A 22,850-nucleotide genomic window follows, 5' to 3' on the forward strand; every position below is an offset into this window, starting at 1 on the left:
AGGCCGAGGTTCATTGTCATGCCTTCTCTATCGACCCAAGACCGTTGCATTCCCGTTCCCCCCGCGAAAGCGGGGCCCAGGAGCCGCGGGCGCTGCGGCTTGGTACCCTGGGCTCCCGCCTTCGCGGGAGAACAGATGTGGTGGGGCGGTTCACGCGGCCGGGCCTGCCCAGACGACGCCCCAGGGTTCGACGACGAGCGTGGTCCCGCAAGACTGTTCCGACAACCGATCCTGCCAGCCGACCAGACCATCGACCCGCACGGGAGCGTCGGAGAAGTTCAGGAACACCCGGTCGTTGCCACAGCCGATCCCGAGCAGGGCGGCGTCACTCGTCGCGAGCGCCGCGGGCGAACCCGCACCGCCGCTCGCAACCCGCGCCACTCGTAGCGCTTCCAGATCGCCACTAATCCGCCGTGCGGCGGGGCCGTCGAGCGCGGCCCAGTCCATCTCCGGACGGTGCAGCCAGCGGCCTTCATGCGCGCGCTCGGCGTCGTCCAGATAGCTGGTGTCGTTGAGCAGTCCCGCCTCGTCGCCCATGTATGTCGTCGCCAGACCGCCACTTGCGATCGACAGCGCGTTGAGCAATGCGATCCGCCGAAACGCCATTTCGCGCGCGTCTTCGTTCGCCGCGGCCTCGAGCCCGGCCAGCGACGCCATCGTCCCGTTCGAGCCATGCAACACCGAACCGTCCGACTGGAACGGCGCGCCGCGTGCCCAGCTGCCGTCACCGCTTTCGAGGAAACGCGCCGCTATCTTGAGCCGCGCGACCGGATCGGGGTCGATCCCAGCGAGGTCGCCGATCACTGCGCCCCAGCCGATATCGTCGTGGCAGCGTGCGTAACTCAGCCAGTTGGCACCACGCGGCAGGCCGCCGCTCGCCTCGACGATCGCGTGGGGCAGGGTGGCCGACTGTTCGGCCAGCGCGACCCAGCCCGCGACCATCAGCGAATTGTTATAGACCAGGTGGCATTCGGGCTCGAACCCGCCGTCCCAGTCCGCGCCTTCGTCAGTGCCAAAATACGGCGGCACCAGCGCGGTCGGGACGATCGCCTCGGCCTTGAGCAACGTTGCCGGCGCGACGATGTCGAGCGCCGCGCGCAACGCGCGGACGATGAAATGCGCTTCCGGACGGTTGCGGCAATCGGTGCCGATCTGCTTCCAGAGGAACGCGATCGAGTCGAGTCGGAACGCCTCGAAACCGTGGTTCGCCAGCCGCAGCATCGTGTCGACGATCGCGAGCATGACTTCGGGATTCGACCAGTTCAGGTCCCATTGGAACGGATAGAAGGTCGTCCAGACCTGTCCGCCCAAGGCCGGCACGCGCGTGAAATTGCCCGGCGCGGTGGTCGGGAACACCTGGGGGAGGGCGGCTTCGTACGCCTGCGCCTTGTCCTCGCTCAGGACATGATAAAAGGCGCGGTAGTGTGGATCGCCCGCGAGCGCCGCCTTCGCCCAGGCGTGATCGTCCGCGGTATGGTTAAGCGCGAGATCGACGCACAAGCTGATCCGCCCGTCGCGCAGCCGTGCGGCGAGGCGTTCGAGATCGGCCATCGTCCCTAGCCGCGGCTCGATCGCGAGATAGTCCGCGACCGCGAACCCGCCATCGCTGTCGCCCTCGCGTGCCTTCAGCAACGCAAGCAAATGGAGGTAGCGGACGCCGAGCGATTCGAGGTGGTCGACCTTGTCGATCAGCCCGCCGACGGTGCCGGCGAACCGGTCGACATAGGTCGAATAACCAAGCATGTCAGGCGCGACGAACCAGTCGGGGTCGGCCAGCCGCGCTTCGTCGAGCGCGACCATCGAAGCTGGCCGTTCGGCCGCCCGGTCGCGGAGGATCGTTTCCATCCGCGGCCAGAGCTGCGCCAGCCGATCGGTGCCGTACAGGCGTTCGAGCTGGCGTTTGAGGAGGGGGGCGAGCGCGTCGAGACGGCGCTCGGTGGAGAAGAAAGTCACGCTCACCCGCCCTATCAGAAGCCGACGCGGACCGCGGCGGAGATCGTCCGGCCGGTGATCGATCGCGCGCGGACGATGCCGTTGGTCGGGATCGCGCCTTCCTCCGCTTCGGTGATGCCCTTCACGTCGAACAGATTGTTGCCGTTGATCGACAGCGTGACGTTCTCGGTCGGGTGCACCGACACGAACGCGTTGACCTGCGTATAGCCCGGCATCTTCAGCCCGTTATTGTCCTGCGCGAAGCTGTCCGTGGTGCCGATCACGTTCGCGCCGACGGTCAGTCGGCCGACCTCGACCTGCGGGGTCGCCTGGAAGATGAACTTCGCTTGGCGACGTGGGCGGTTGCCCTCGACCGCGGGGTTGAGCACGTCCTTGGTGATCTCGGCATCGGTGTAGGTGCCGCCCGCCGACAGCGAGAACGGCCCGCGTGCGATACGGCCCTCGAGCTCGACGCCCTTCGCTTCATATTCGCGGTTGAAGAAACGCTGCGTCGTCGCCTCGAAATTCTGCTCCTCGGTACGCGCCCAGAAGCCGGTGGCGTAGAGCGAGAGACCGTTCTGGCGGAACTTGAACCCGCCCTCGAGCTGGCGGACGAAATCGACTGCCGCGCCTTCGTCGGTCAGGCCGCCGGTGGTCGTGTTGATCGACGGGCCGAACAACAGGCGATCGGCGTTGGCCCGGCCGCCGCGGCTGTAGCGGGCGAACACCGCGGTGCTGTCGGTCAGGCGATAGTTCGCGCCACCCGAGTAGGACAGGTAATCATAGTTATAGTTGAGCGGCGAGCGGCGGTTCGGGATGATCGCGACCTGACGCTCGGGCGCCGAGATCACGCCGTCGCCGTTGATGTCGAACGTCGTGATGCCGCTGCCGAAGCCCGCACCCAGATCGGCGCCGGCGACGCTGCCACGGGCCCGACCGAAATCGTAGCGCAGAGAGCCGTCGATGTTGAAGCGGCCGATCTCCAGACCGAGCTGAGCAAATGGTGCGTAGGTCGTGTAGTCGAGATCGTATGACCGGCGGCAGCAATTGCCGAAGCCGAATGCCGAATAGCCCGGCGTGCCGTTCTGCGTGACAGGAACGCCCGCCGCGGTGCGGACGTCGACGAGCTGCGAGCGGCCGTCATTGGCGACGGTCTGGACGAACGAATTCCACAGCCAGTCGCTCTTGATGTCCTGGCGCGAGGCGTAGAAGCCGCCGGTGATCGCCAGCGTTCCGGTACCCACCGGCACCGAGCCGTTGAGGCGAATGTCGTTGGTGATGTTGTTGAGGCTCTTCAGGTCGACGTCGAACAGTACGACGTTGGCGAGCAGGCCGTTGCCGTTGAGCGACGCAGGGTTGGTGATCCGCTGACCGTTCTGCGGTCCGCTCGCGTAGAACAGCTGCGACCCTGCGCCGCCGATCCCGTTGGCGATGGTCTGCGCGGAGCCGACGGCCGCCGGGAACGGCGAGGTGAAGCCGCCCGAGATATCCGAATAGCGGAACCGCTCGACGATGTTCCAGCCGTCCGCGACCGGGATCTGCGTCTCGAGACCGGCCGAATAGACGACGGGGTGCTGGCCGTCGCGGATTGAGCGCGTGACGAGCTGGTTGTTACCGTCGAGCGTCTCGACGGTGCGGATGTCGGCGCTGTGCAGCGTGCCGTTGTTGATCGAGAAGTTGGTGATATTGCTGTAGGTCGGGTCGCTGTTCGTGCCGCTCACCTGTACCGGGTTGGGCAGGTAGCCGATCGCGCGGTCATCGAGATACTTGCCGTACAGGCGGACATAGCCGCCATTGCCGAACGACTTGGTGATGTTCCCCTTCAACTGGCCGCCCTTGACGCCATCGAAGCCGACTTCGCGCTGGCCGTCACCGATCCGGTAGAAACCGCCGAAATGATAGGTCAGCGTGTCGGACAGCTTGCCGCCCTGGTCGAAATCGACGCGGAACTCGCGGTAGTCGAGCCCGCTGCTGATCTGGAACGCGCCGCCTTCCTGTTCGCCGGTCTTCGAGAGGAAGTTGATCACGCCGCCTGGCGAGTTCGACGCGAAGGTCGAGGCGGAGCCGCCGCGGACCGACTCGACCGTCCGCACGTTGAAATCGGCGCGCAGGAAGATGTCGGCATTGCCGAACGTGATGTCGCCGAATTCCAGGATCGGAAGGCCGTCCTCCTGCAGCTGGAGAAACTTCGAGCCGCCCGATGCGACCGGCAGGCCGCGGACCGAGATGTTCGCGTTGCCGTCGCCGCCCGATGCCCTCGACCCGGATGCCGGGGAGGTTGCGGAGGAGTTCACCCGAGGTGCGCGGTGCGAGCTGGATCAGCGCATCCGAACTGATCGAGCTGGTCGTGATCGACGTGTTGAGCTTGTTCGTGCCGCGCGCGACCGCGGTCACCACGATGTCGTCCTGCGGGACATCGGCTGCGGGAGCAGCGGGCGTTGCAGCCGGATTGGCCTGCGGCGCGGTCTGCGCGGCACCGGCGGTGGCGAACGATGCGGCGGCGATGCCAGCCAGCAATGCGTGACGTACTTTCATGCGACTCTCCCTGCGCGACGGCTTTCTGAGAAGCCCAAGGCCGCCTCCTACTCGCGTCGCAATCGATTGCAAGAAATGTTTCACAATCGATTGCAGAAACTAGGCGGACTGTCTCTTTATCAGCGCAGGGGGGACGATCGCGGACTCGGCTGGCTCGCCGGCTATACGTTTTAACAGGCGGTCGACCATCAATTCCGCCCCGATCGCAAGATCTTGGCGGATCGTCGTCAAGGACGGTGACGTGTGTGCTGCCAGGGAGACGTCGTCATACCCAATCACGGCGGTTGCGGTAGGAACGTCGATCCCCGCCTCGGCCAGTGCGCGCAGCACGCTCATCGCTGCGACGTCCGATGCGGCGAAGATCGCGTCCGGAATTGTGCCACCCGCGAGATGCTCCGCCACCGCAGCGTGAACCGCCTCGGGGCTCATCGGCGTGGCGAGGACCGTGTACGCAACATTGGCTTGGTCGGCGGCCGCAGCGAACCCGGCGAGTCGGTCGGAAAACTCGGGCGGGGCAGGGTCGCCGACGAACAACAGCCGATGCCGGCCTTGCGCGATCAGATGCTCCGCTGCCAGTCGACCACCCGCGACATTGTCCGATCCGATCGTCAAATGATGCTGGCCGGGACGGTTCGCACCCCAAACGATCAGCGGGCGGTAGCGCTGCGAAACCCGCTCGATCGCCGCGAACTGGTCCGACTGGCCGACCAGCAGCAGTCCATCGATGCGGCCGCTGTCGACCAGCCGTTCGAGCCAGTCGTCGGCATCGGGAATCACCCGCGACAAGAGAATGTCATACCCTCGCTCGACCAGCAGGTCGGCGAGGAACCCGAGCAGCGACAGGAAAAACGGGTCGGTCAGGTGCTGCGTCTTCGCGTGCCCGAGCGGCAGGACCAGCCCGATCGCGCCGGTGCTCTTCATCCGCAGGTTGCGCGCAAGCTGGTTGGGCCGCACGTCATGCTCGCGCGCCAGCACGCGTATCCGCTCGCGCGTCTGCTCGTTCACGGAGGAATGTCCCGCCAGCGCACGCGATACGGTTGCAGTTGAAACGCCCGCGAGTGCGGCCAGGTCGGCGAGTTTCATTGTGGTGGAGTTCCTCGTCGGTACGCGCGTAGGCCACGTCGTACAGTCAGCACCGGGGGGCTGCAATTGTCGGGCGATTTACCGACGGACTTGTACGATCCGGTAATCGAGAGAGTGCCAACAGGCTATATGGCAATAGCATCGCTATGCGATCGAACACTGCCGTAGCGTCATCGTCCGCTTGCCGAATGCATCATCGTGGCGTTCGACGCGACCTAACGCATCCCATGCGAGGCGGTGACCGGGGCTACAAGGTAGCGATCCAGGAACTGCTGATGCGTCGGCATCCCTGCGACTGCGTCCGCGATCGTGCTGCGAATATTGGTCAAGACGCCGGCTAGCTGCGGGCCGCCCATGATGCTGCCAAGGCGGTGATGGTCGCGCGGAGTCAGGCGCTGGCCGAGCATCACCTGCACCCAGCTGGCGACACGGAACAGGTCATCGCCGCCCTGATATGCCTGCGCGCCCTCTGTGAAGAGCGTGATGCGCTCCACGAGCGTGTTGGGGATCGGCATATCCCGGCGCGCCGCCCAGAAGGGTTCGGGACGTTCGTTGAGGTGGTAGTGGAGGATGATGAAATCGCGGACGCGCTCGAGCTCGGCTTGTGCCTGATCATTGTACCGCTTCACCAGCGCGGGTGCGATTCCGCCGAACGGGAAGGTCTGCATCAGCCGCGTAATGCCCGTCATGATCAGATGGATGCTGGTCGACTCGAGCGGCTCGACGAACCCGCTGGCAAGGCTGAGCGCGACGCAGTTCCCCATCCATACCTGTCGCCGGCGACCCGTGCGGAACCGGATCAGCCGCGGCTCGGTAAGTGGTGCGCCGTCGATCGTGGCGAGCAACCGGGCATGCGCCTCGTCGTCCGACAGATGATCGCTGGCATAGACCAGCCCATTACCGACGCGGTGCTGCAACGGGATACGCCAGCGCCAGCCCGCGTCATGGGCTATAGCGCGCGTGTACGGATGCGCCGGGCCCGTCGCGGCCGTCTGCACGGCCAGCGCGCTGTTGGTGGGCAGCCAGTGCGACCAATCCTCGTAACCGGCGGCGTAGGTGCCCTCGATCAGCAGCCCGCGAAAGCCGGTGCAGTCGATGAACAGGTCGCCCTCGACGCGCTCGCCGGACTCCAGGACGAGCGCGCGGATGAAGCCGGTCTCGCCGTCGCGATCAACGCTGGCGATTCGCCCCTCGATCCGTTTCAACCCGTTCGCCTCGCTGCGCGCGCGCAGGAAGCGGGCGTATAGGCCGGCGTCGAGGTGATAGGCGTAGTTGATCTGGCCCTCGGAGGGGAGCGCGAACCGCTCCGCCTTGGCCGCCTGGAGTTCCAGGCAATAGTCGCCGATCTCGCTCGAATCCCCGTCGGCCTTTGCGGCAAGCCAGAAATGGTGGAAGTCGCCCATCCAGGTCGATTTGCCGATGTCGCCGAACGAATGGATGTAGCGATCGCCGTCGCGTGCCCAGTTCTCGAACGAAATGCCGAGCTTGAACGTGGCTTGCGTGGCGCGCATGAACTCGCGTTCGTCAAGGCCCAGGATCGTGTGGAAGGCCCGCATTGTCGGAATCGTCGCCTCACCGACCCCGATGGTGCCGATCTCTTCGGATTCGACCAGCGTGATGTCGAGCAACTGGCCCAATTGTCGCGACAAAGCCGCGGCGGCGAGCCAGCCGGCGGTGCCACCACCGGCGATGACGACTTTCCTGATGCGCTGCTCGGCCATGTTCGGCTCCTATCGGTTGATGCGCTGGAGGATCTTGGCGCGCAACCGGCGTGCCGCCATAGCGTCCAGCGGCGCAAGTTCGCCATGTGCGTGCTCGGGCAGGTGCTCCCTGGCGTGATCCGCAGAGCCGAAGACATAATGGTCGAACATCGCGCGCCATGCCTGCTTCTCGTGATCCGGCCGATCGCGCAGCGACAACAGGCCGTGGAGCAGGGTGTTCATGGGCGTATCCATGAACCGCGGCACCGCGTTCCACCAATAGTTGATCATCACGTTGAACGCGTCCAGCGCCTCGACATTATGCCACCACAACGCCGGGTAGAGCAGCACGTCACCCGGCTCGAGTTCGGCGACCTCGGCATGCGCCAGGGCCTCGGCAAAGCGTGGGTATCGGTCGAGATCGGGTGCGCGGAGGTCGACCATGCTCACCACCTGTCCGGCCGGCGTCGGCTCCAACGGTCCGGGGTAGAGGTTGGCGACCTGGTCCGGCGGGAACAGCGTGAAGCGTCGTCGGCCGACGATGCAGCACGCCAGATTGTTCGACATGTCGTAATGCGTCGAGGCGGTGGTACGATTGCCGATCCAGATGCTGACCAGGGGCGGGTTCTCGACGAGCTGCGGGTCTTCGAACGGCAGCGCGGCCTGCGCGCGAAGGCCAGGCAGGTACAGATCGATGTCGGTCGAGCCGATATAGATGGCGGGGGCTTCCGGATCGCCGAGGCCAGCAAGAAGCTGGTCGAGATAGCCGGACAGCGAACCGCTCTCTCGTTTGAAGTTCAGCGCGGTGCAATCGTCGGAATACCCGAAGCGGCCGCCGATCGCCGGATCGCCGACGTACGCCGTGACGGGACGGCCACCGTCGAACTGCTTGAGCCATGTCATCGCAGGCTCTGCACCTTCCAGCCCGACAGCCACCAGCGGCAAGTGGCTGGCGATCCCGCGCAGGATCACCGGAACGCCATCGGCGATCAGGTCGGCGATCGGCACGCTGATCGCGCTCGCGCCCCTCGATGACACGCGTACGGCGCGTGATACCTGCCACCACGATCAACCGTTCTGGGTAAGCAGAGACTGCTTGCGCGCAATCAACTGCTGAATGTTGCCGAGCGACGCTGCGGCCAGGATGGCGAGACGCAGCACGCCCGATCGATGGAGCCGATCGAGCGGTTCGCCATTCAGAGCGGCGAGATGCTCGAGGTCGACGACCAGCACGTCGGCTATGGTATAGCGACGCTCTTCGCTGACATCGACGGTGAGCGTTACCGGCGTGAGCAGGCCAGCCTCGTCAAGCGCGGTATAGGCAGCCGGCGCGGTTTCCAGTCCCTCGTACAGCAGGCGGAGCACGCCGGTGATATGTTCCAGGTACGGTGTGTTGCCGCCATGTTCCAGGAACAGCGGCAGGCCGGTGCTGTCGCCGACGCGCCCGTCGTCGAGATCGACGTGCAGCATAGGCTCGCCGACATCGTCTCCGGAGGGGGCGAACCATCCCGATCGAGAAGGGGCCGCGCTGGTGACTGGCGGGCACATAGCGGCTTGTCCAATAGTCGCCGGACAGGAACAGGTTCTCGTCGCGGTCCAGCCCCAACAGGGCATAGGCCTGCAATCCCTCGTCACGGCGGCGGAATATGATGGCGAATTCGCGCTGCACCGCCTCGAACTCCGCGGGGAATATCAGCGTCTGATTGGTCGCGTCGCCGAACGCGGCGCCAGCCCGCGGGCTTACGCGTAAATCGGCATGGTCGACATTGTTGATCTGTACGGGATTCATCCGCTCCGGTCCTGTTGTTGCCGCACGCTTATCAGCGCGACGGCGACCGACAAAGGAAAAGGCCGCTGCACGGCACGGCGGCGGCCTTCTTGGGAGGTCGGGAGTGGACCAAGATCCACTCCCGTCGTCATCAGAAACGATAGCGCGCGCCGAGATAATAGCGTGGCTTGAGTTCCTGCACATACACCAGGTTCGTCTCGGTGCGGGCATATTGGCGGAACGGTTCGCTGGTCAGGTTGACCGCTTCGAGCGACACCGAGAACGCCTTCGTGACGTCGTAGCTTATGCTGCCGTCCAAGGTACCGAACGCGGCCGTGAACAGCGGGTTGCGATTGCCGCCCTGGTTCGTAGCCGCGAGATACTTGTCGCGCCAGTTGTACGAGACGCGGGCCGAGATACCCCCCTTGTCGTAGATTGCCGTCAAGTTGGCGCTGTCGCCCAAACCGCTCAGCGCGAAGATGTTGACGTTCGGATCGGCATAGGGATCCACGTTCACGTCGCCACTGACCTTCGTGTAGGAAACCGCGAAACCGAAGCCGGTCTGACCGAAGAAGTTCGTCCAGGCGACTTCGAAGCCGTGGATATTGCCTTCCTTGTTGTTGACCGGCCCGCTGATCGCGAAGTTCACGAGCGGATCATTGGCGTCCCCGACGAGATCGACCGCAAGGGCGAGGGGATTGTAGACCGCATCGCTGATTTCACCCGTGGCGGGATTGAGCGCGCCGCGGAAGGCCGCCGTCGCCGCCGCCTGATTGCCGCCATTCTGCTGCAGCAGCGCCGCGTAGGCGAACAGATTTCGATCGGTCTGGGTAATGCCGTTGTTTCTGAGAAACGCCTGCGCAATACCCGAACGCGACCCTGGTGCGCCTGAACCCGGGTCGCGCAGCCCGAACAGGTTACCGTTGGTTATCTGGTTGCCGACGAAGTTGCGCACGTTCTTGTTGAAGAAGCCGACCGAGACGAAACTCGTAGGCTTGTAATACCACTCCAGCGATACGTCGAAATTGTCCGAGATCAGCGGCAACAGCGCTGGATCCTGCCGCGTGGCGGGAGCCGGGGCCGCACCGAGTGCTGTCGGACGGTTCGGAGCGTTTGCCGTCACGGATGCGAACAAATTGCCATAGTCCGCCCGGGCCAGCGTACGGCTGAACGAGGTGCGCGCCATGACGTTGTCGAGCACTTCGATATTGAAGTCGAGCGACGGCAGCAGGTTGTCGTACTTCGACTTCACGATCACCGCGGCGCCTGGAGGTCCGCCGATCACGGTGAAGTCATTGTCCGATTGCCAAGCCAAAGCCGTCGGGATCGACTGAAGCCCCACCGACTTGACCCGGGTCCGTTCGTAGCGAACGCCGATCAGCGCGTTTGCGCGGCGTCCGCCAATGTCACCGCCCCAGGCCATCTGGCCGTAGACCGCCAAGTTCTTCTCGCCGACGGTGTCGTCCGACGAACCCTGCAAAGCGTCGGGGCGTCCCAGCTTCGCATAATAGGGTGAGAAGATGTCCAGCAGGTCGACCGCATCGCCACGAAACGCGACCAGCGCCGACCCGGTCGAGTTCGGGTTATACTTGTCGAACTTGCAGGTCATGCAATAGGTCTTGACGAGATCTCCGGCGAGCTCCTGGACGCGGCCAGTGTCCGTAATGCTCCAGTCGCCGAGGATCTGCTGGTTATTGGAACTGGCCGAGCGGGTCGTTGCATCCACATAGTTGCTGCCGACCACGAAACGGCTATCGTTGCCGAGATCCCAGCCCAGTTCGCCACTGAACTGGTTGACCCTCGACTCCTGCTTGGAGAAGATTCGGCGCGCGACCTGCGTGCCCAAGTCGCCGATGTCGAGGATGTTGTTGCAATTGCCGCCGCGGCCGCCGTTGGTCGCGTTGCAATCGTTGAGCGTCTCCGATTGCTGTGGGAAGCCGCTGCTGAAGTCGACTTTGTGCGTAGCGCGAACCGGAGCGCCGATCGAGATCGTCGTCGCCGACGTGCCATTCGCATTGTCCGGGTTCGTGGTCGACTTCGAATGGTTTGCATCAAGCTTCAGCGACAGCACATCGGTGAAGTTCCACTTGATGTTCCCGCCAACCGAGTACAGCTCGGTCTTCGTGGCGAACCGTTGCTGCTCGTAGCCCTTATCCGCCTGCTTAGCCTCCGCCAAGATGATCGCAGTCTGCATCTTCTTGTTATCGTCGAAGGTAACGTCACTGAACGGCCGCTGGAACCAGTTGGTCTGCTCGCTACGCTCGTCGCTCAACTTGTTGCGCGCATACAGGCCATCGATCGTGATCTCCAGCCGATCCGTAGGCTTGAACTGGATGTTGGCCTGACCGTTGATGCGCTCGCGGCGGTTCTCGGAGAACTGATAGCGGCTGTCGTTCGGAATTTGCACATACGGTGTAGTAGGACGGTTCGTGATATTCGTCGCCGGCGTGATGTACGCACCCGCCGTATTCAAGAAGTCGGCCAGCGGAACGATATTCCAATAGTTCGGGTTCGACTGGATCGATGTCGACTCGCGTAACTGATAGCTGCCGAAGAGGTTGACGCCAAAGGTTTCGCTGGGGTTTTTCCAGTTGATCAGGCCAGAGAGTTCGGGCGTGACCTTCTTCAGGTTCGCCTCCGCATTCTCGACCGAGCTGTCGTACAGTGCCTTGGCGCCAATCGAGCCCGACAGGCCGTCTTCACGCGCGTCGAGCGGTCGGCGGGTGACGACGTTGATCGCAGCACCGATGCCACCCGTCGGAATGTTCGCTCGGCCGGTCTTGTAGACCTCCAGCGTGGCGACGCCTTCGGACGCTAGATTCTGGAAGTCGAACGAGCGACCGGTGCCGACCGCGAAAGCGTTGCCGGTGCTGGTATCGATGCTGGTCGACGCCAGCTGACGACCGTTCAGCGTCACGAGGTTGAAGCCGCCGCTAAAGCCGCGGACCGCGACCTGCGAGCCTTCGCCGTTGGCACGAGTGATCGACACGCCGGTGATCCGCTGCAGGGATTCCGCAAGGTTGGTATCGGGGAACTTGCCGATATCCTCGGCCGAGATGGCATCGACGACGCCCGCGGAATTACGCTTGATGTCGATCGCGCGATTGAGACTGGCGCGGATGCCGGTGACGACGATCTCGTTGGCCGGACCGGCCGTCCCTTCGTCGAGCGTGCTAGTCGCGGGCGCCGCGTCCGGTGCGGTCTGCTGCACGGTCGTCGTCTGAGTGCTCTGGCTGGTCGCGGCAGTGTTCGTCTGCGCGATCGCAGTGCTGGAAGCTGCCAGCCCGGTCACGACCGCGATGGTCGATACCGAATGCGCGAGCGTGCGCGAAAATTTCTTCATAAATCCTCCCCCATTCCCGGCCGCCCTGATCAGGCCGGATTGCACACGGTCGTTGCCGTGTATGATAGGGCTACCATCAGGGGCGCGGGTGTCAACTGCGGGAGGGAAGTAGACCCGTACGGTCCGTCAGAAGTTGATCGGCCGACGTTGCGAACAGCCCCTCATGGAATACCATTATTTACAGGGGGTTTACCTGATCGGATTGCTGCGTTTGGATATTCCGTACTGATTTCATCAGTAATGAACCTAATGGAATCTGTCTCAGCTGTGATAAATTGAGCACTATTACGATAGTGTTCGGGCAGTGTGCGGAAGGCCAGCGCTGGGAGGTCAAACTATCCCGGAATGCCAGTCTTTAAGGTCAGCCATTATTACCCAATTGATCCAATATCGGCATGGAGTACCTATCGACATGTAGGCCTACTTAAACGCGAGGCGGGTGGACTTGAAGTAGATTCGTGCAGTTGGATAACGGGCATATGATCCCGATCGTAAGCGATACCGGTCCTTGCGACACAGGCGACTTAAAGGGACCCTCAACGCGCGATTGAATCGATGAGGGAAGGTGAGGGGGCGCTAGCGGTTCGCCTGTAAAGGCGTGCGGCAGGCTAGTCGCAGTCACCGCTCAGTTCGACGAGGCGCGCCATCGTGGCGCGCCTCCCGTGGTTTACATCCGGAACGAGACCGAGGCGACGAACGTGCGGCCGTTCTTGTAGAACGCCGTCGGGCGATCGCGCGAGCCGCTATACTGCGTGTAGGTCGAGTCGAGCAGGTTCTGCGCGTTGACCGTCAGCGTGATCGCCTTGGTCAGGTTGAAGCCTGCCGAGAAGTCGAGCTGGCTGTACGGTGCGACCATGTCGATCGAGTTCAGGCGACCGATCGCGCGGAAATACGACGAGCGGTAGTTATAGCTCAGGCGCGCCTGGAACGGCCCGTTCTCGTAATACGGGATCACGTTGACGGTGTGCTTCGACAGATATGGCAGGTTCAGTCCCTCGTCGGTCGAGCTCTCGGCGTAGGAGTAGTTCGCCTGCAGGCCGAAGCCGTGCCAGATCTCGCCCTGTGCCGAGACCAGCGCGCCGTTGACGTTCGCCTTGCCGCCGTTGAGCGGCTGCGACACGAGATAGGACGCGTTGCTCTGCGTCAGCTCGTTGAAGAACGTCTGGCGGCTGAGGCCGTTGAGGATGTAGTCCTTCACCTCGCGGCGGAACAGTTCGAGCGACAACAGCGTACCCTCGCGCGGATAATATTCCGCCGACAGTTCGTAGTTGGTCGACTGGTACGGCTTCAGGTTCGGGTTGCCGCCGCTCGCGTCGAGCGTGATGTCGTTGCGACCGACCGAACCACCGAGCTGCTCGTAGCGCGGGCGGGCGATCACCTTCGCGACGCTGCCACGGAAGATCAGGTGCGTGCCCGCTTCATACGCGACGTTCAGGGCTCGGCAGGAACTTCAGATAGTCGTTCTCGACCTGCTGCGGCACGATCGTCGGCAGGCTGCCGTCGGTGCTGGAGACCTGATCGGCATAGTTCGACACGTTCTTGGTATAGACCAGACGACCACCGATGTTGCCGCGGAAGCCGCTTTGGTCGAAGTTCAGCTGGACGTAGTTCGCCGCGACCGTCTCGTCGACGATGTACGACGCGGTCGGCTTGGCGACGGGGATGTTGATCGAGTTCGCGAGGATGTCGATCACGGTCTGCTGCGACAGGTTGATGTACTTGGTCGCGTTGCCGGTGCCGCCGGTGCCGTCGAACGTGCCGTTCGGCGTCGTCATCGTGTCGACGCCCAGGCTCGCCAGCGTGTAGTTCGACGTCGAGTAGTTGTTGAAACCGCTGGCGTTGAGACGATTGCGGTGATCGGTGAACTTGCCGCCGATGCGGATTTCCTTGAACGGTCCCGCCTCGAACGGAATGACCGCGTCATAGCCCGCGTAGTAATCGCGATCGATCGTCTTGGAGAAATCGATCCCGCCTGCGCGCGCCGCATTTAGCTGCGTGCCGTTGACGATGACGGGGGCGCCGTCGATCGTCTGCAGCTGTGGGCTGTTGCTGCGGCGATAATTGGCCGGGTTGGTCAGGTCGCCAACGTAATCGACGTTCGCGCTGTCCGAGTTGAAGCCGTAGCTGTACGGAAGGTCGGTCCGCACATCGAGCAGATATTCGGGATTGCGCCCGCCGATCGCCTTGCTCCAGCCGCCGGTCGCCGACACGGTCGCGCCGTCGGGGCCTTCCCACTCGGCGACGAAGTTGAGGTTGTCGGTGGTCAGCTTGGTCTTGCGGATCAACAGATCGAGCTGCGCGCTCTGGCTGCCGGCCGAGGCCGCGCCGAAGCTCGCATTGGTGACGACGCCGTTCGCGACCGTTGCCGACTGGAGAACGTCGCCGCTCCACGCGCCGGGGATGACGTACATCGACTGGCTGCTGTTGTTGTAGTTGCCATCGATATGCAGCCCGTTGAGCGTCAGCGTGATGTCGTCGGTCGGCTTGGCCTGGACCGTGCCGACATAGCTGATGCGCTTACGCTCCTGCGTGAAATACGCGTAGTTGATGCCGAACGGCGACACCGCGTTGGCGAGATCCTGGCGTGTGCCGCCGGTCACGGTCGCGCCCGGGTTCTTCAGCACCGGCTGGCCGCTCGCATCGCGGATCAATGCGTTGTTGGCATCCTTCTGGAAAAAGCGGTCGCCGGCATTCTCGAACCCGAAAAATTCGACGCCTGAGCGGGTCAGGCTCTGCTTGTCGTAGGTGACGGCACCGAGCACGCCGAAGGTGCCACCTTCGTTGTGCCAGCTGTACAGACCCGACGCGCGGACGTTACCCTTGTCGGCGCGGTCGTTGTACGAATAGCCGCCCGATGCGAAGATCGAGTTGGCGGGCGTGTCGAGCGGACGGCGTGTGCGGACGATGACTGTGCCGCCAATGCTGCCTTCCTCGATGCGCGGCTCGGGCGACTTGTAGACTTCGAGGCGCTCGACGAGTTCGGGCGCGAGCAGCGAATAGTTGAAGGTACGGCTGGTCGGATCGTTGTCGTTGCCGCCCCAGTCCGCCGAAGCAACCGCGTGGCCGTCGAGCAGCATGCGGTTGAGCGCCGGATCGGTGCCATGGATCGCGACCTTCTCGCCTTCGCCGAAGCGACGATCGATGCTGACCCCGGGAACGTGCGAGAGGGATTCGGCGACGTTGCGGTCGGGGAACTTGCCGATCGCCTCGGCGCTGATGACATCGACGATCGCGTTGGCGTTGCGCTTGACTGCAATCGCGCTGCGCAGGCTGCCGCGGATACCGGTGACGACGATGTCCGTATCAGCGCCGTCCGCTACGGGATCAGCCTGGGTCGTGGCGGCGACGGGGGCGGACGATGGCGCGGGCGCCGACTGGGCGAGAACGGGTTGCGCGAAAACTGGTACCAGACCGAATATCGCCGCACCGGATGCGAGCAAAACCTGCTTACGAAGAACCATCGTCAAAAGCCCCTTCCCATCGACGCCGCAGCGTCACCCTTAGACACGGTCCTGCCCGCGTCGCTCGACTCACCTCACTGGCCGGACCTCTAAAGGGTACTGTCATCGCAGCGTGGTATTGGTAATATATAACCAATCTAATTCCTGACGCTATCGGAAAATTACAGTTCCGTGTCGGCCGATGCGTTTGCAAAGCCCGCAAAAATCTCATGATCGTTTTGGAGGTAGTCCGTCGACAAAATGCGAAGCTGGCCGAGACGACGCTACGATCTCAAGATGCTTGTGATCTAGGATGCTACCAATCTATAGCATAGTGCAAGCGGCACCCATCGTCCGCATAGTCGCGACGGACCGTCGAACTCGAAAACCGCCGGGCTAGTCATCCGGCACGTATATGCAGTTTATGGAATCGCGCCTGTTCGGCTAGATCGATTGGTCCGAAATGCGACCATCCGTGATCTGCGTATGACGATGCGCTGCGGATCGCGCGCGACCTGATGCCGAAAATCCGAGTTCGGTCCTGGTTTGGGTTGGAAGGCAGGCGAGATCCAGCGTCGCTGAGCGGCAATCTATGCCGAAGGGTAGTTCTCGCCGATCGTCTCCGACTCGTTCGAAGGCCCGCCGATCATGTAGAGGGGCCAGCAGCAGCAGACCGGCGAGGTGTTCCATCGAAACACCTCGCCAATTGGCGATCATCCGCGCGCGTGCGCTCGGTCGACCGATCGTTCTAACGTCTTAGAAGTTGATCCCTCACGCCGACGTTGCCGGCATAGGATCGTTGTTGCGAGGACAACACGCCGGTTCCGGTGGCGTAGAGGACCAGCGCGGAGGCGAGCGGCAGTTGGAGTCCGGCCTTGCCGACGAACGCGCTTTGCGACGGTCGAGCGCCTGCGATCGTGAACGAGGGATCGGCCAGCGCGACAAAATCGACGCCGATGTCGCGGTCGCGGCGGAACTCGTGGAGGTAGCTCGCTTCGATCATCGGCCGCAGCGCTAGGCCGTTCCCCTAACGGCACGCTGCCATCCATCCGCAACCCGACATTCACCGGGAGCGACGTCGTGGTCTGCTTGCCAGCCTGCAACGCCAGCACGCTGCCGCGCTCCGCGAACGCATCGGTGTAGAGACGCGCATATTCCACCGCCACGAACGGCGTCAGGTCGAACGCCTGCACCGCGATGCGCTGGCCGATTTCGCCGCGCAGGCGCAACTCCGCGGCGTCGTACCGTGCGATCTCGGTTTCGCTGGCAACGCTGCCGATCCCGCCCGCAGTCCGCGTCGTACGGATCGCATAATGGCCATAGCCCAGCGACCCGCGGACATACGTGCCCGTCGGCAGCGCATACGAGGTGTAGGCCGAGACGTGATAGCTCGACGCCTTGCCCTTGGTCGCGCGCGCTGCGGTGTTGAAGCGGGTGTCGAGCCCGCCCGCGACGAAACCGGCACGCCACCCGGTCGAGACTTCACCGTCGAGCCCGACCACGCCGCCCCAGCTGTTGCTGCGACGATCGACCGTACCGTCGCCGTCCCGGCCATCAGTCCATTCCCGACCACCCAGCGGCCCGCCCCAGAGGTGCATCTGCGTGTCGGTCAGGACCGCACGCTGCTGATCGGTCACGGCATCGCCGAATACCCGCCCGGCAAACAATGCTGCGCTGTTCGCGTCGGCAAGGCCTTCACCCGAGAGGGTGTCGAGCGCTGCAGTACCCGCCGCCGCCGAGCCCTGGCCCGTGGCATAGACTGTGTTGAGCAACGTTGCCGCGCCGGCACCGCTCGCCAACGGCATCGCGCTGGTCAGCGCCGCCGCGACGCGTTGCTGGTTCGCGGTGACCCCGAGTGGACGATAGTCGATATCGGTCCGGTTGAGGTTCAGGCTTGCCGCCGTCGTCGAATAGTCGAGCACAGCGCGCAGGTTGGCGGGAACACCCGTGACGTTGGCGAAGCTGCCCGACACTCCACCGGCTGCCGTGACCAAAGTGATGCGCGTGACCGGTAGCGTGCCGACCGAACCCTGGACGCGCACCGTGCCGTCGAGCTTAGCCGCGCCGGATACAACCGTGCGGCTTGCAAGCGTAGGCGATACCGTCTGCACCAGCGTCGCACCGCTGGCGAGCGTGAGCGGACCGTTGATCGTCAGCGTGCCGGGCGTGGTTCCCATGCCCGGCACCAGCGTACCACCGCTGTTGACCGTGACGGCGCCCGTGCTGCCCGTGCCACCAAAGACTGCGCCGGTGTTGACAGTCGTCGCCGAGACGATCGAGCCGGTGACGGCAAGCGTGCCGCCATTGACGATGGTCGGGCCGGCATAGCTGTTCTTCCCCGTCAGGGTCAGGCTGCCGGTGCCGTTCTTGGTCAGCCCGCCGGTCCCGCCGATGTCGTTGCCCCAGCTGTCGGCGGCTGCATAGCCACCCTGCGCGGCGTCCATCGTCACTGCGACCTGGCCGTTGAACGCGCCATAGCCGTCGTTCGCGGCATAGAGGTTCAGCTGGCCCCATCCGTCCAGCGTGTTGCCGGTGAGCACGGGATAGCCCGAGGGGAGGGCGGTGGTCGCGAGGATCTCGGTCCGCTGCGCATCGGTCAGATACCCGAACCGCGTCAGCAGCAGCACTTGCGCCTGCACCGGCACGTCCGCGGCCGTCATCGCCTTGACCGGACCGACCGGCGCGAAGCCGTAGGTCATCTCGGCAAGGTACGTCGCCTTGTTCTGTGCGACGTTGGCATACGGATCGGCTGCGGTTGCGCCAGACGCATTGGCGGCGGCAATGCACGCCGTGACGGTCGCGGTGCCGCAGGCGGACGCCAGATAAGACTGGGTCTGGGTATAGGCCTGGTAGACCGCATACGCGCTGGCGTTGGCGGGGTTGGTCCAGTCGAGGCGATTGCCCTTCGCGTCATACAAGGCCGCATAGATGTTGGTCGCCGACAGCGCCGTCGCCTCGATCCGCGCACCCATGATGTCGAGCGGCGAATGCATCCCGGCGAGGATCCGATTGGTACCCAGGTCCGCCGCGCGCGCGAGCAATTCCTGCCCTTGCTGCGGGATCAGGAACGCCGTGCCCAGCGCCTGCAGCATGCCCGGAATTGGTATGCCCGCTCGGATAGGCGCCGTCTGCATAGGGGTTGGACGAATTGATGATCTGAAGCATCGGGGTCGGTACGTTGACGTCGGTCGTCACGCGGTATGGCCGCGGCGAGGCACCGATGCCGGGAACATATTCGCCGACCTTGAACGTCGCCGCGGTGAACTTGCCCGCGGAATCGAACGTCCCGGAAATTGGGTGCGGTGATCGGCTTGCCGCCATTTGCCGCGACCATGTCCGCCGTCACGACGAACCCGCGTACCCACTGCGTCGTGGAGGCATAGGGTGTCGGCGTGGTGAAGCTCGACAAATACGACGGCACGATGATCGCCGCGGTGTCCGCCAGCGTCAGCGCGCCGCGATTGGTGTTGACGTTGTAGTTGGCGAACCGCGGATCGAGCGGATCGATCGGTGGGTTTTCGCCCTGATACCGCGCGAACGTCCGCTTGGCGGGCTCGGTCGACGAACTGGCGCGCACCGTGTTGTTGATGAACGCGACTGCGGCGGCCAACGGCGTGGCGGCACCGTTGCCGAACTTCTCGGCGCCCGGGCTGAAGCTGTTGCCGAGATTGATGTTGGCGACATAGTCGGCGAGCGTCGCGGTCGCATAGCTGGTCGGGGTAAGCGTGTTCGGCGCCGACCCGCTGGTCGAGGCACCGGCGCCCGCCATGTAAAGGTTGGTCAGCGCGCCCAGGCCATTCAGGATGCTGTAGGCCTGGTTGGTGCGATCGTCGTGGATCGCCGCGAGGGTCTGGCTTGGCGTCCGTGCGTTGGTCATCGTGACAACGGTCTTGTAGTTCTGCACCATCACTTCGGGATGGTCGCGGATCAGCTTTACATAGCTGTCGAGCAGCTTCGGAACGATGCTGCCGATCGCGGGATTGCTCTCGTTGACGTAGTTGACCGGTGGCGATGTCGGGATCGTCTGCGCCGCGATCGACAGCGGCGTCAGCATCGTCGCCGATGCCGCACAGACCATGAACTTACTTAAAGACACACCATTCCCCTTACGCGTTTCGAAGCGGGGCATGGCATCCTGCGGCGACGGTTTTATGCGACTTATGTTGCAGGTGCGTCATAAAGACGGGGGGCGGGGAGTGATCGCTTGGGCGGTCAGGCTGCTTGACGATAAGTCCGACATAACGGAAACTTTGACAAGTCGAGCGCCGCCAGAGCGGGTGCTTGCGGCACTCACATTATCTTCCGCAGTGCAGCGAAAAACTGCCCGATGGGCATGGGGACCCGCATCAGACCTTCCAGTCATGGCGGGGTTGGCCACGCTAGATTGTCGCGTCGGACCGGTCGCGAATGCGTGACCCCTGTCTCGCGACCGTCCCGCCGTTCGACGAGGGGCATCGCACCCTCGTCGAACGGCGCAGCGCTATCAGGCGGCCTTCGCGGCCATCCGTGCGGCCAGCTTTTCTTCCTCGGTCCAGACCTTACGCTCGCGCGGTGCCTTCGCCGGCTTGACCTGCTTGACCGGGCCGCCACCCAGCACGGGCGCGCGCTTGGTCGAATGGCGTGCCACTTCGCAGTGCCATTCGTGATCGTCCTGGACGGTCAGGGTGCGACCGATCTCGCGCTCGACGTCGTGCAGCCAGGCGCGCTGTTCGGCATCGCACAGCGTGATCGCGAACCCGCTGCGACCGGCGCGACCGGTGCGGCCGATCCGGTGGACATAGCTTTCCGGGAGGCTGGGCAGGTCGTGGTTGAACACGTGCGTCACGGTGTCGACGTCGATCCCGCGCGCCGCGATATCGGTCGCGACGAGCACCTGGACCGTACCGGCGCGGAAGGCGTCGAGCGCACGCTCGCGCTGGCCCTGCGACTTGTTGCCGTGGAGCGCCTCGGCGGTGATGCCGGCCTCGCCGATGAACGCGCAGACGTCGTTGGCGATGTTCTTCTGCAACGTGAAGACGACCGCCTGGCCCATGTCGGGGGTCTTGAGCAACGCGAGCAAAGCCGCCTTCTTGTCGGTCGCATCGAGGAACATCACCGACTGGTCGATCCGGTCGACGGTGGTCGAAGGCGGGGCGATCTCGACCTTCGCCGGATCGCGCAGCAGGCTCTCGGCCAGCGCCGCGATCGACTTCGGCATGGTCGCAGAGAACAGCAACGTGTGGCGATCCGTCGGCAGCGTCGCGACGAGCCGCTCGATCGGCTTGGCAAAGCCCATGTCGAGCATCTGGTCGGCTTCGTCGAGCACCAGCGCCTCGAGCTGCGACAGGTCGCAGAGTCCCTGATCGACCAGATCGAGCAGGCGACCCGGTGCGGCGACGATGATGTCGACCCCGGCTTCGAGCGCCTTGACCTGATGGAACTGGCTGACGCCGCCGAAGATCGTCATCACGCTCGGCTTCAGATGGCGACCAAAGCTCTCGAACCCGGCGGCGATCTGCGACACGAGTTCACGCGTCGGCGCGAGTACCAGGATGCGCGCGCCGCCCTTGGGTGCAGGGCGGGGGGTCGGCAGCGAGGCGGTGGAGCAACGGCAGCGCGAAGGCGGCGGTCTTGCCCGTGCCGGTCTGCGCCATGCCGAGCATGTCGCGCCCCTGCAGCAACATCGGGATCGACTGCGCCTGGATCGGGGTAGGGTGGGCATAGCCTTCCTCAGCTAGCGCCTGCAGCAAAAACGGCGCGAGGGAGAGATCGGCAAAGGTCATGGTCATGGTCACGCGGCGCCTCCAGCGCTGAGCTAAACTGCGCCTTGTAGGCAAGCATCTTGTGAGCGCGGGCTGGTAGGTGCGATGCTGCACTGCGTCAATGTTGAAAGCGAGACGCGAGTGGTCGCAGGGAAGCACTGCCCCAACCCGACCGCAGCGTCATTGGCCGGGTTGCTGATCCCGCCAGATCCAGCGCAGCACGTCAGGCAGGATCGATCCGCCGTCGGCGTCCGAATGCATACCTTCGGTCCAGGCATGGTTGATGTCGTACCGCGGCCCCGCGTGCTTTTCCGCGTCCGCATGCGCATTGGCCCATTCGAGCGCTTTCAGCATCTGCTGGTTCGCGAGGAACCAGTTGCCGTGCTCGTTATCCAGGTCGTTGCGTCCGTCCTGAAGGAAAACACGCAAGGGGCGGATTGCGCTTTTCCGGATCAGGCCGGGATAGGTATCCCCGCCATAGGCCAGCGGCGTTCCGTCCGGACCGAGTTTCAGACCGATCGAGGTATAGCTGCCGATGAAGCTTATCACGTTGCCGAACGCGTCCGGATGGCGCCATGCGACCGTCCATGCGGCGATCGCACCACTCGACGTGCCGCCGATCGCGCGCCGCTTCGGATCCGCCGAAAACCGCCATCGCCGCGCCACGGCGGGCAGTAACTCTTCCAGTGTCATCCGGGCATAGGCGTCGGAAACCGCGTCATACTCCTCCGGCCGATGGTCCGGGTTCTGCATGCCGAGCGTATCGGGATACCGGGCGGAGACATTCCCCGGCGTGACGAACACGCCCAGCGTCTGCGGAATGGCCTTCTGCACGATCAACGCATCGAGAACCGAGGGAAGCCTCAACGAACCTTCCGGATTGACCGCGCGCTGGCCATCCTGGAACAGCAGTAGATTAGGTGGCTTCGACGCGTCGTAGCCCGTTGGCACATACACCCAATAGCGCCTGACCGTGCCCGGATAGACCCGGGAATGGAGTTCGAACGGACCCTCGACCCTGCCGTGCGTCAACGAAGTTCGCGCCACGGCGTCGGCCACCCTGACGGCAGCTACCGACGTGGTACCCGATGCCAGCGCCAGCAACATCGTCGCCATGATGATCGTCCGCATCGCCGTACCCCATTGTCACAAGGGGTGTACCACAGAGGGAACGACAAGATAGACGAGGTAATCGATCGCGCCCTCGGACCTCCGCCACACTCGCTGCGGTAGCGTAGCGCCGTTAGCCGCGAATGGGTTAGGTCAGGGCGGTCCATACGACGGACGCGCGCTATCGGAACGCCTGGT

Annotated in this window: 15 protein-coding genes and 1 pseudogene; 1 reads left to right on the plus strand and 15 read right to left on the minus strand. The window is 64.1% G+C overall.

Features of this window, described 5'->3' with window-relative positions; translation table 11 throughout:
* Positions 1-150: 150 nt before the first annotated feature.
* Both NHF48_RS04190 and NHF48_RS04195 read right to left on the minus strand, forming a co-directional pair.
* Positions 151-1,953, minus strand: coding sequence for an alpha-amylase family glycosyl hydrolase (locus tag NHF48_RS04190; protein ID WP_253070359.1), 1,803 nt, complete (start codon positions 1,951-1,953; stop codon positions 151-153).
* Positions 1,954-1,967: 14 nt separating this feature from the next.
* On the minus strand, positions 1,968-4,226 hold the full coding sequence (locus tag NHF48_RS04195) for a TonB-dependent receptor domain-containing protein (RefSeq protein WP_342454568.1): 2,259 nt from the start codon (positions 4,224-4,226) through the stop codon (positions 1,968-1,970).
* 5 nt (positions 4,227-4,231) lie between these two features.
* On the opposite strand from NHF48_RS04195, the gene NHF48_RS24645 reads away from it, so the two are divergent.
* A complete protein-coding gene (locus NHF48_RS24645) occupies positions 4,232-4,456 on the plus strand; it encodes a hypothetical protein (RefSeq protein WP_253072523.1) in 225 nt (74 codons plus the stop codon).
* 110 nt (positions 4,457-4,566) lie between these two features.
* Here the strand turns inward: NHF48_RS24645 and NHF48_RS04205 are convergent, their stop codons facing one another.
* The 13 genes and pseudogenes from NHF48_RS04205 to NHF48_RS04260 form a co-directional block, all read right to left on the minus strand.
* Complete coding sequence (locus NHF48_RS04205) at positions 4,567-5,550, minus strand: LacI family DNA-binding transcriptional regulator (RefSeq protein ID WP_253070360.1); 984 nt, start codon at positions 5,548-5,550, stop codon at positions 4,567-4,569.
* A 215-nt stretch (positions 5,551-5,765) separates the two neighbouring features.
* Positions 5,766-7,271, minus strand: coding sequence for a tryptophan halogenase family protein (locus tag NHF48_RS04210; RefSeq protein ID WP_253070361.1), 1,506 nt, complete (start codon positions 7,269-7,271; stop codon positions 5,766-5,768).
* A gap of 9 nt (positions 7,272-7,280) precedes the next feature.
* Complete coding sequence (locus NHF48_RS04215) at positions 7,281-8,288, minus strand: cupin-like domain-containing protein (protein WP_253070362.1); 1,008 nt, start codon at positions 8,286-8,288, stop codon at positions 7,281-7,283.
* A 30-nt stretch (positions 8,289-8,318) separates the two neighbouring features.
* Positions 8,319-8,720: a SapC family protein gene (locus NHF48_RS24650; RefSeq protein ID WP_342454569.1), complete on the minus strand. Its 402-nt coding sequence runs from the start codon at positions 8,718-8,720 to the stop codon at positions 8,319-8,321.
* 100 nt (positions 8,721-8,820) lie between these two features.
* Positions 8,821-9,249, minus strand: a pseudogene (locus NHF48_RS24655) (SapC family protein); the annotation flags it as partial.
* Positions 9,170-12,361, minus strand: coding sequence for a TonB-dependent receptor (locus tag NHF48_RS04225; protein WP_253070363.1), 3,192 nt, complete (start codon positions 12,359-12,361; stop codon positions 9,170-9,172). The pseudogene NHF48_RS24655 and the gene NHF48_RS04225, both read right to left, overlap by 80 nt.
* 667 nt (positions 12,362-13,028) lie before the next feature.
* Positions 13,029-13,739, minus strand: coding sequence for a TonB-dependent receptor domain-containing protein (locus NHF48_RS04230; protein WP_253070364.1), 711 nt, complete (start codon positions 13,737-13,739; stop codon positions 13,029-13,031).
* Between the two features lie 40 nt (positions 13,740-13,779).
* A complete protein-coding gene (locus NHF48_RS04235) occupies positions 13,780-15,822 on the minus strand; it encodes a TonB-dependent receptor (RefSeq protein ID WP_253070365.1) in 2,043 nt (680 codons plus the stop codon).
* A 692-nt stretch (positions 15,823-16,514) separates the two neighbouring features.
* A complete protein-coding gene (locus NHF48_RS04240) occupies positions 16,515-18,893 on the minus strand; it encodes an autotransporter domain-containing protein (RefSeq protein ID WP_253070366.1) in 2,379 nt (792 codons plus the stop codon).
* The gene (locus tag NHF48_RS04245; protein WP_263816709.1) at positions 18,863-19,855 is read right to left on the minus strand and encodes a hypothetical protein; all 993 of its coding nucleotides are present in this window, start codon (positions 19,853-19,855) and stop codon (positions 18,863-18,865) included. The genes NHF48_RS04240 and NHF48_RS04245 overlap by 31 nt, the downstream gene beginning before the upstream one ends.
* 429 nt (positions 19,856-20,284) lie before the next feature.
* Complete coding sequence (locus NHF48_RS04250; protein ID WP_253070368.1) at positions 20,285-21,304, minus strand: DEAD/DEAH box helicase; 1,020 nt, start codon at positions 21,302-21,304, stop codon at positions 20,285-20,287.
* Between the two features lie 4 nt (positions 21,305-21,308).
* Entirely contained in the window at positions 21,309-21,569 is a 261-nt protein-coding gene (locus tag NHF48_RS04255) for a DEAD/DEAH box helicase (protein WP_342454722.1), read from the minus strand.
* A 153-nt stretch (positions 21,570-21,722) separates the two neighbouring features.
* On the minus strand, positions 21,723-22,673 hold the full coding sequence (locus tag NHF48_RS04260) for an alpha/beta hydrolase (RefSeq protein WP_253070370.1): 951 nt from the start codon (positions 22,671-22,673) through the stop codon (positions 21,723-21,725).
* Positions 22,674-22,850 lie beyond the last annotated feature (177 nt).

It is taken from the genome of Sphingomonas sp. H160509, assembly GCF_024124765.2.
Taxonomy (GTDB): Bacteria; Pseudomonadota; Alphaproteobacteria; order Sphingomonadales; family Sphingomonadaceae; genus Sphingomonas.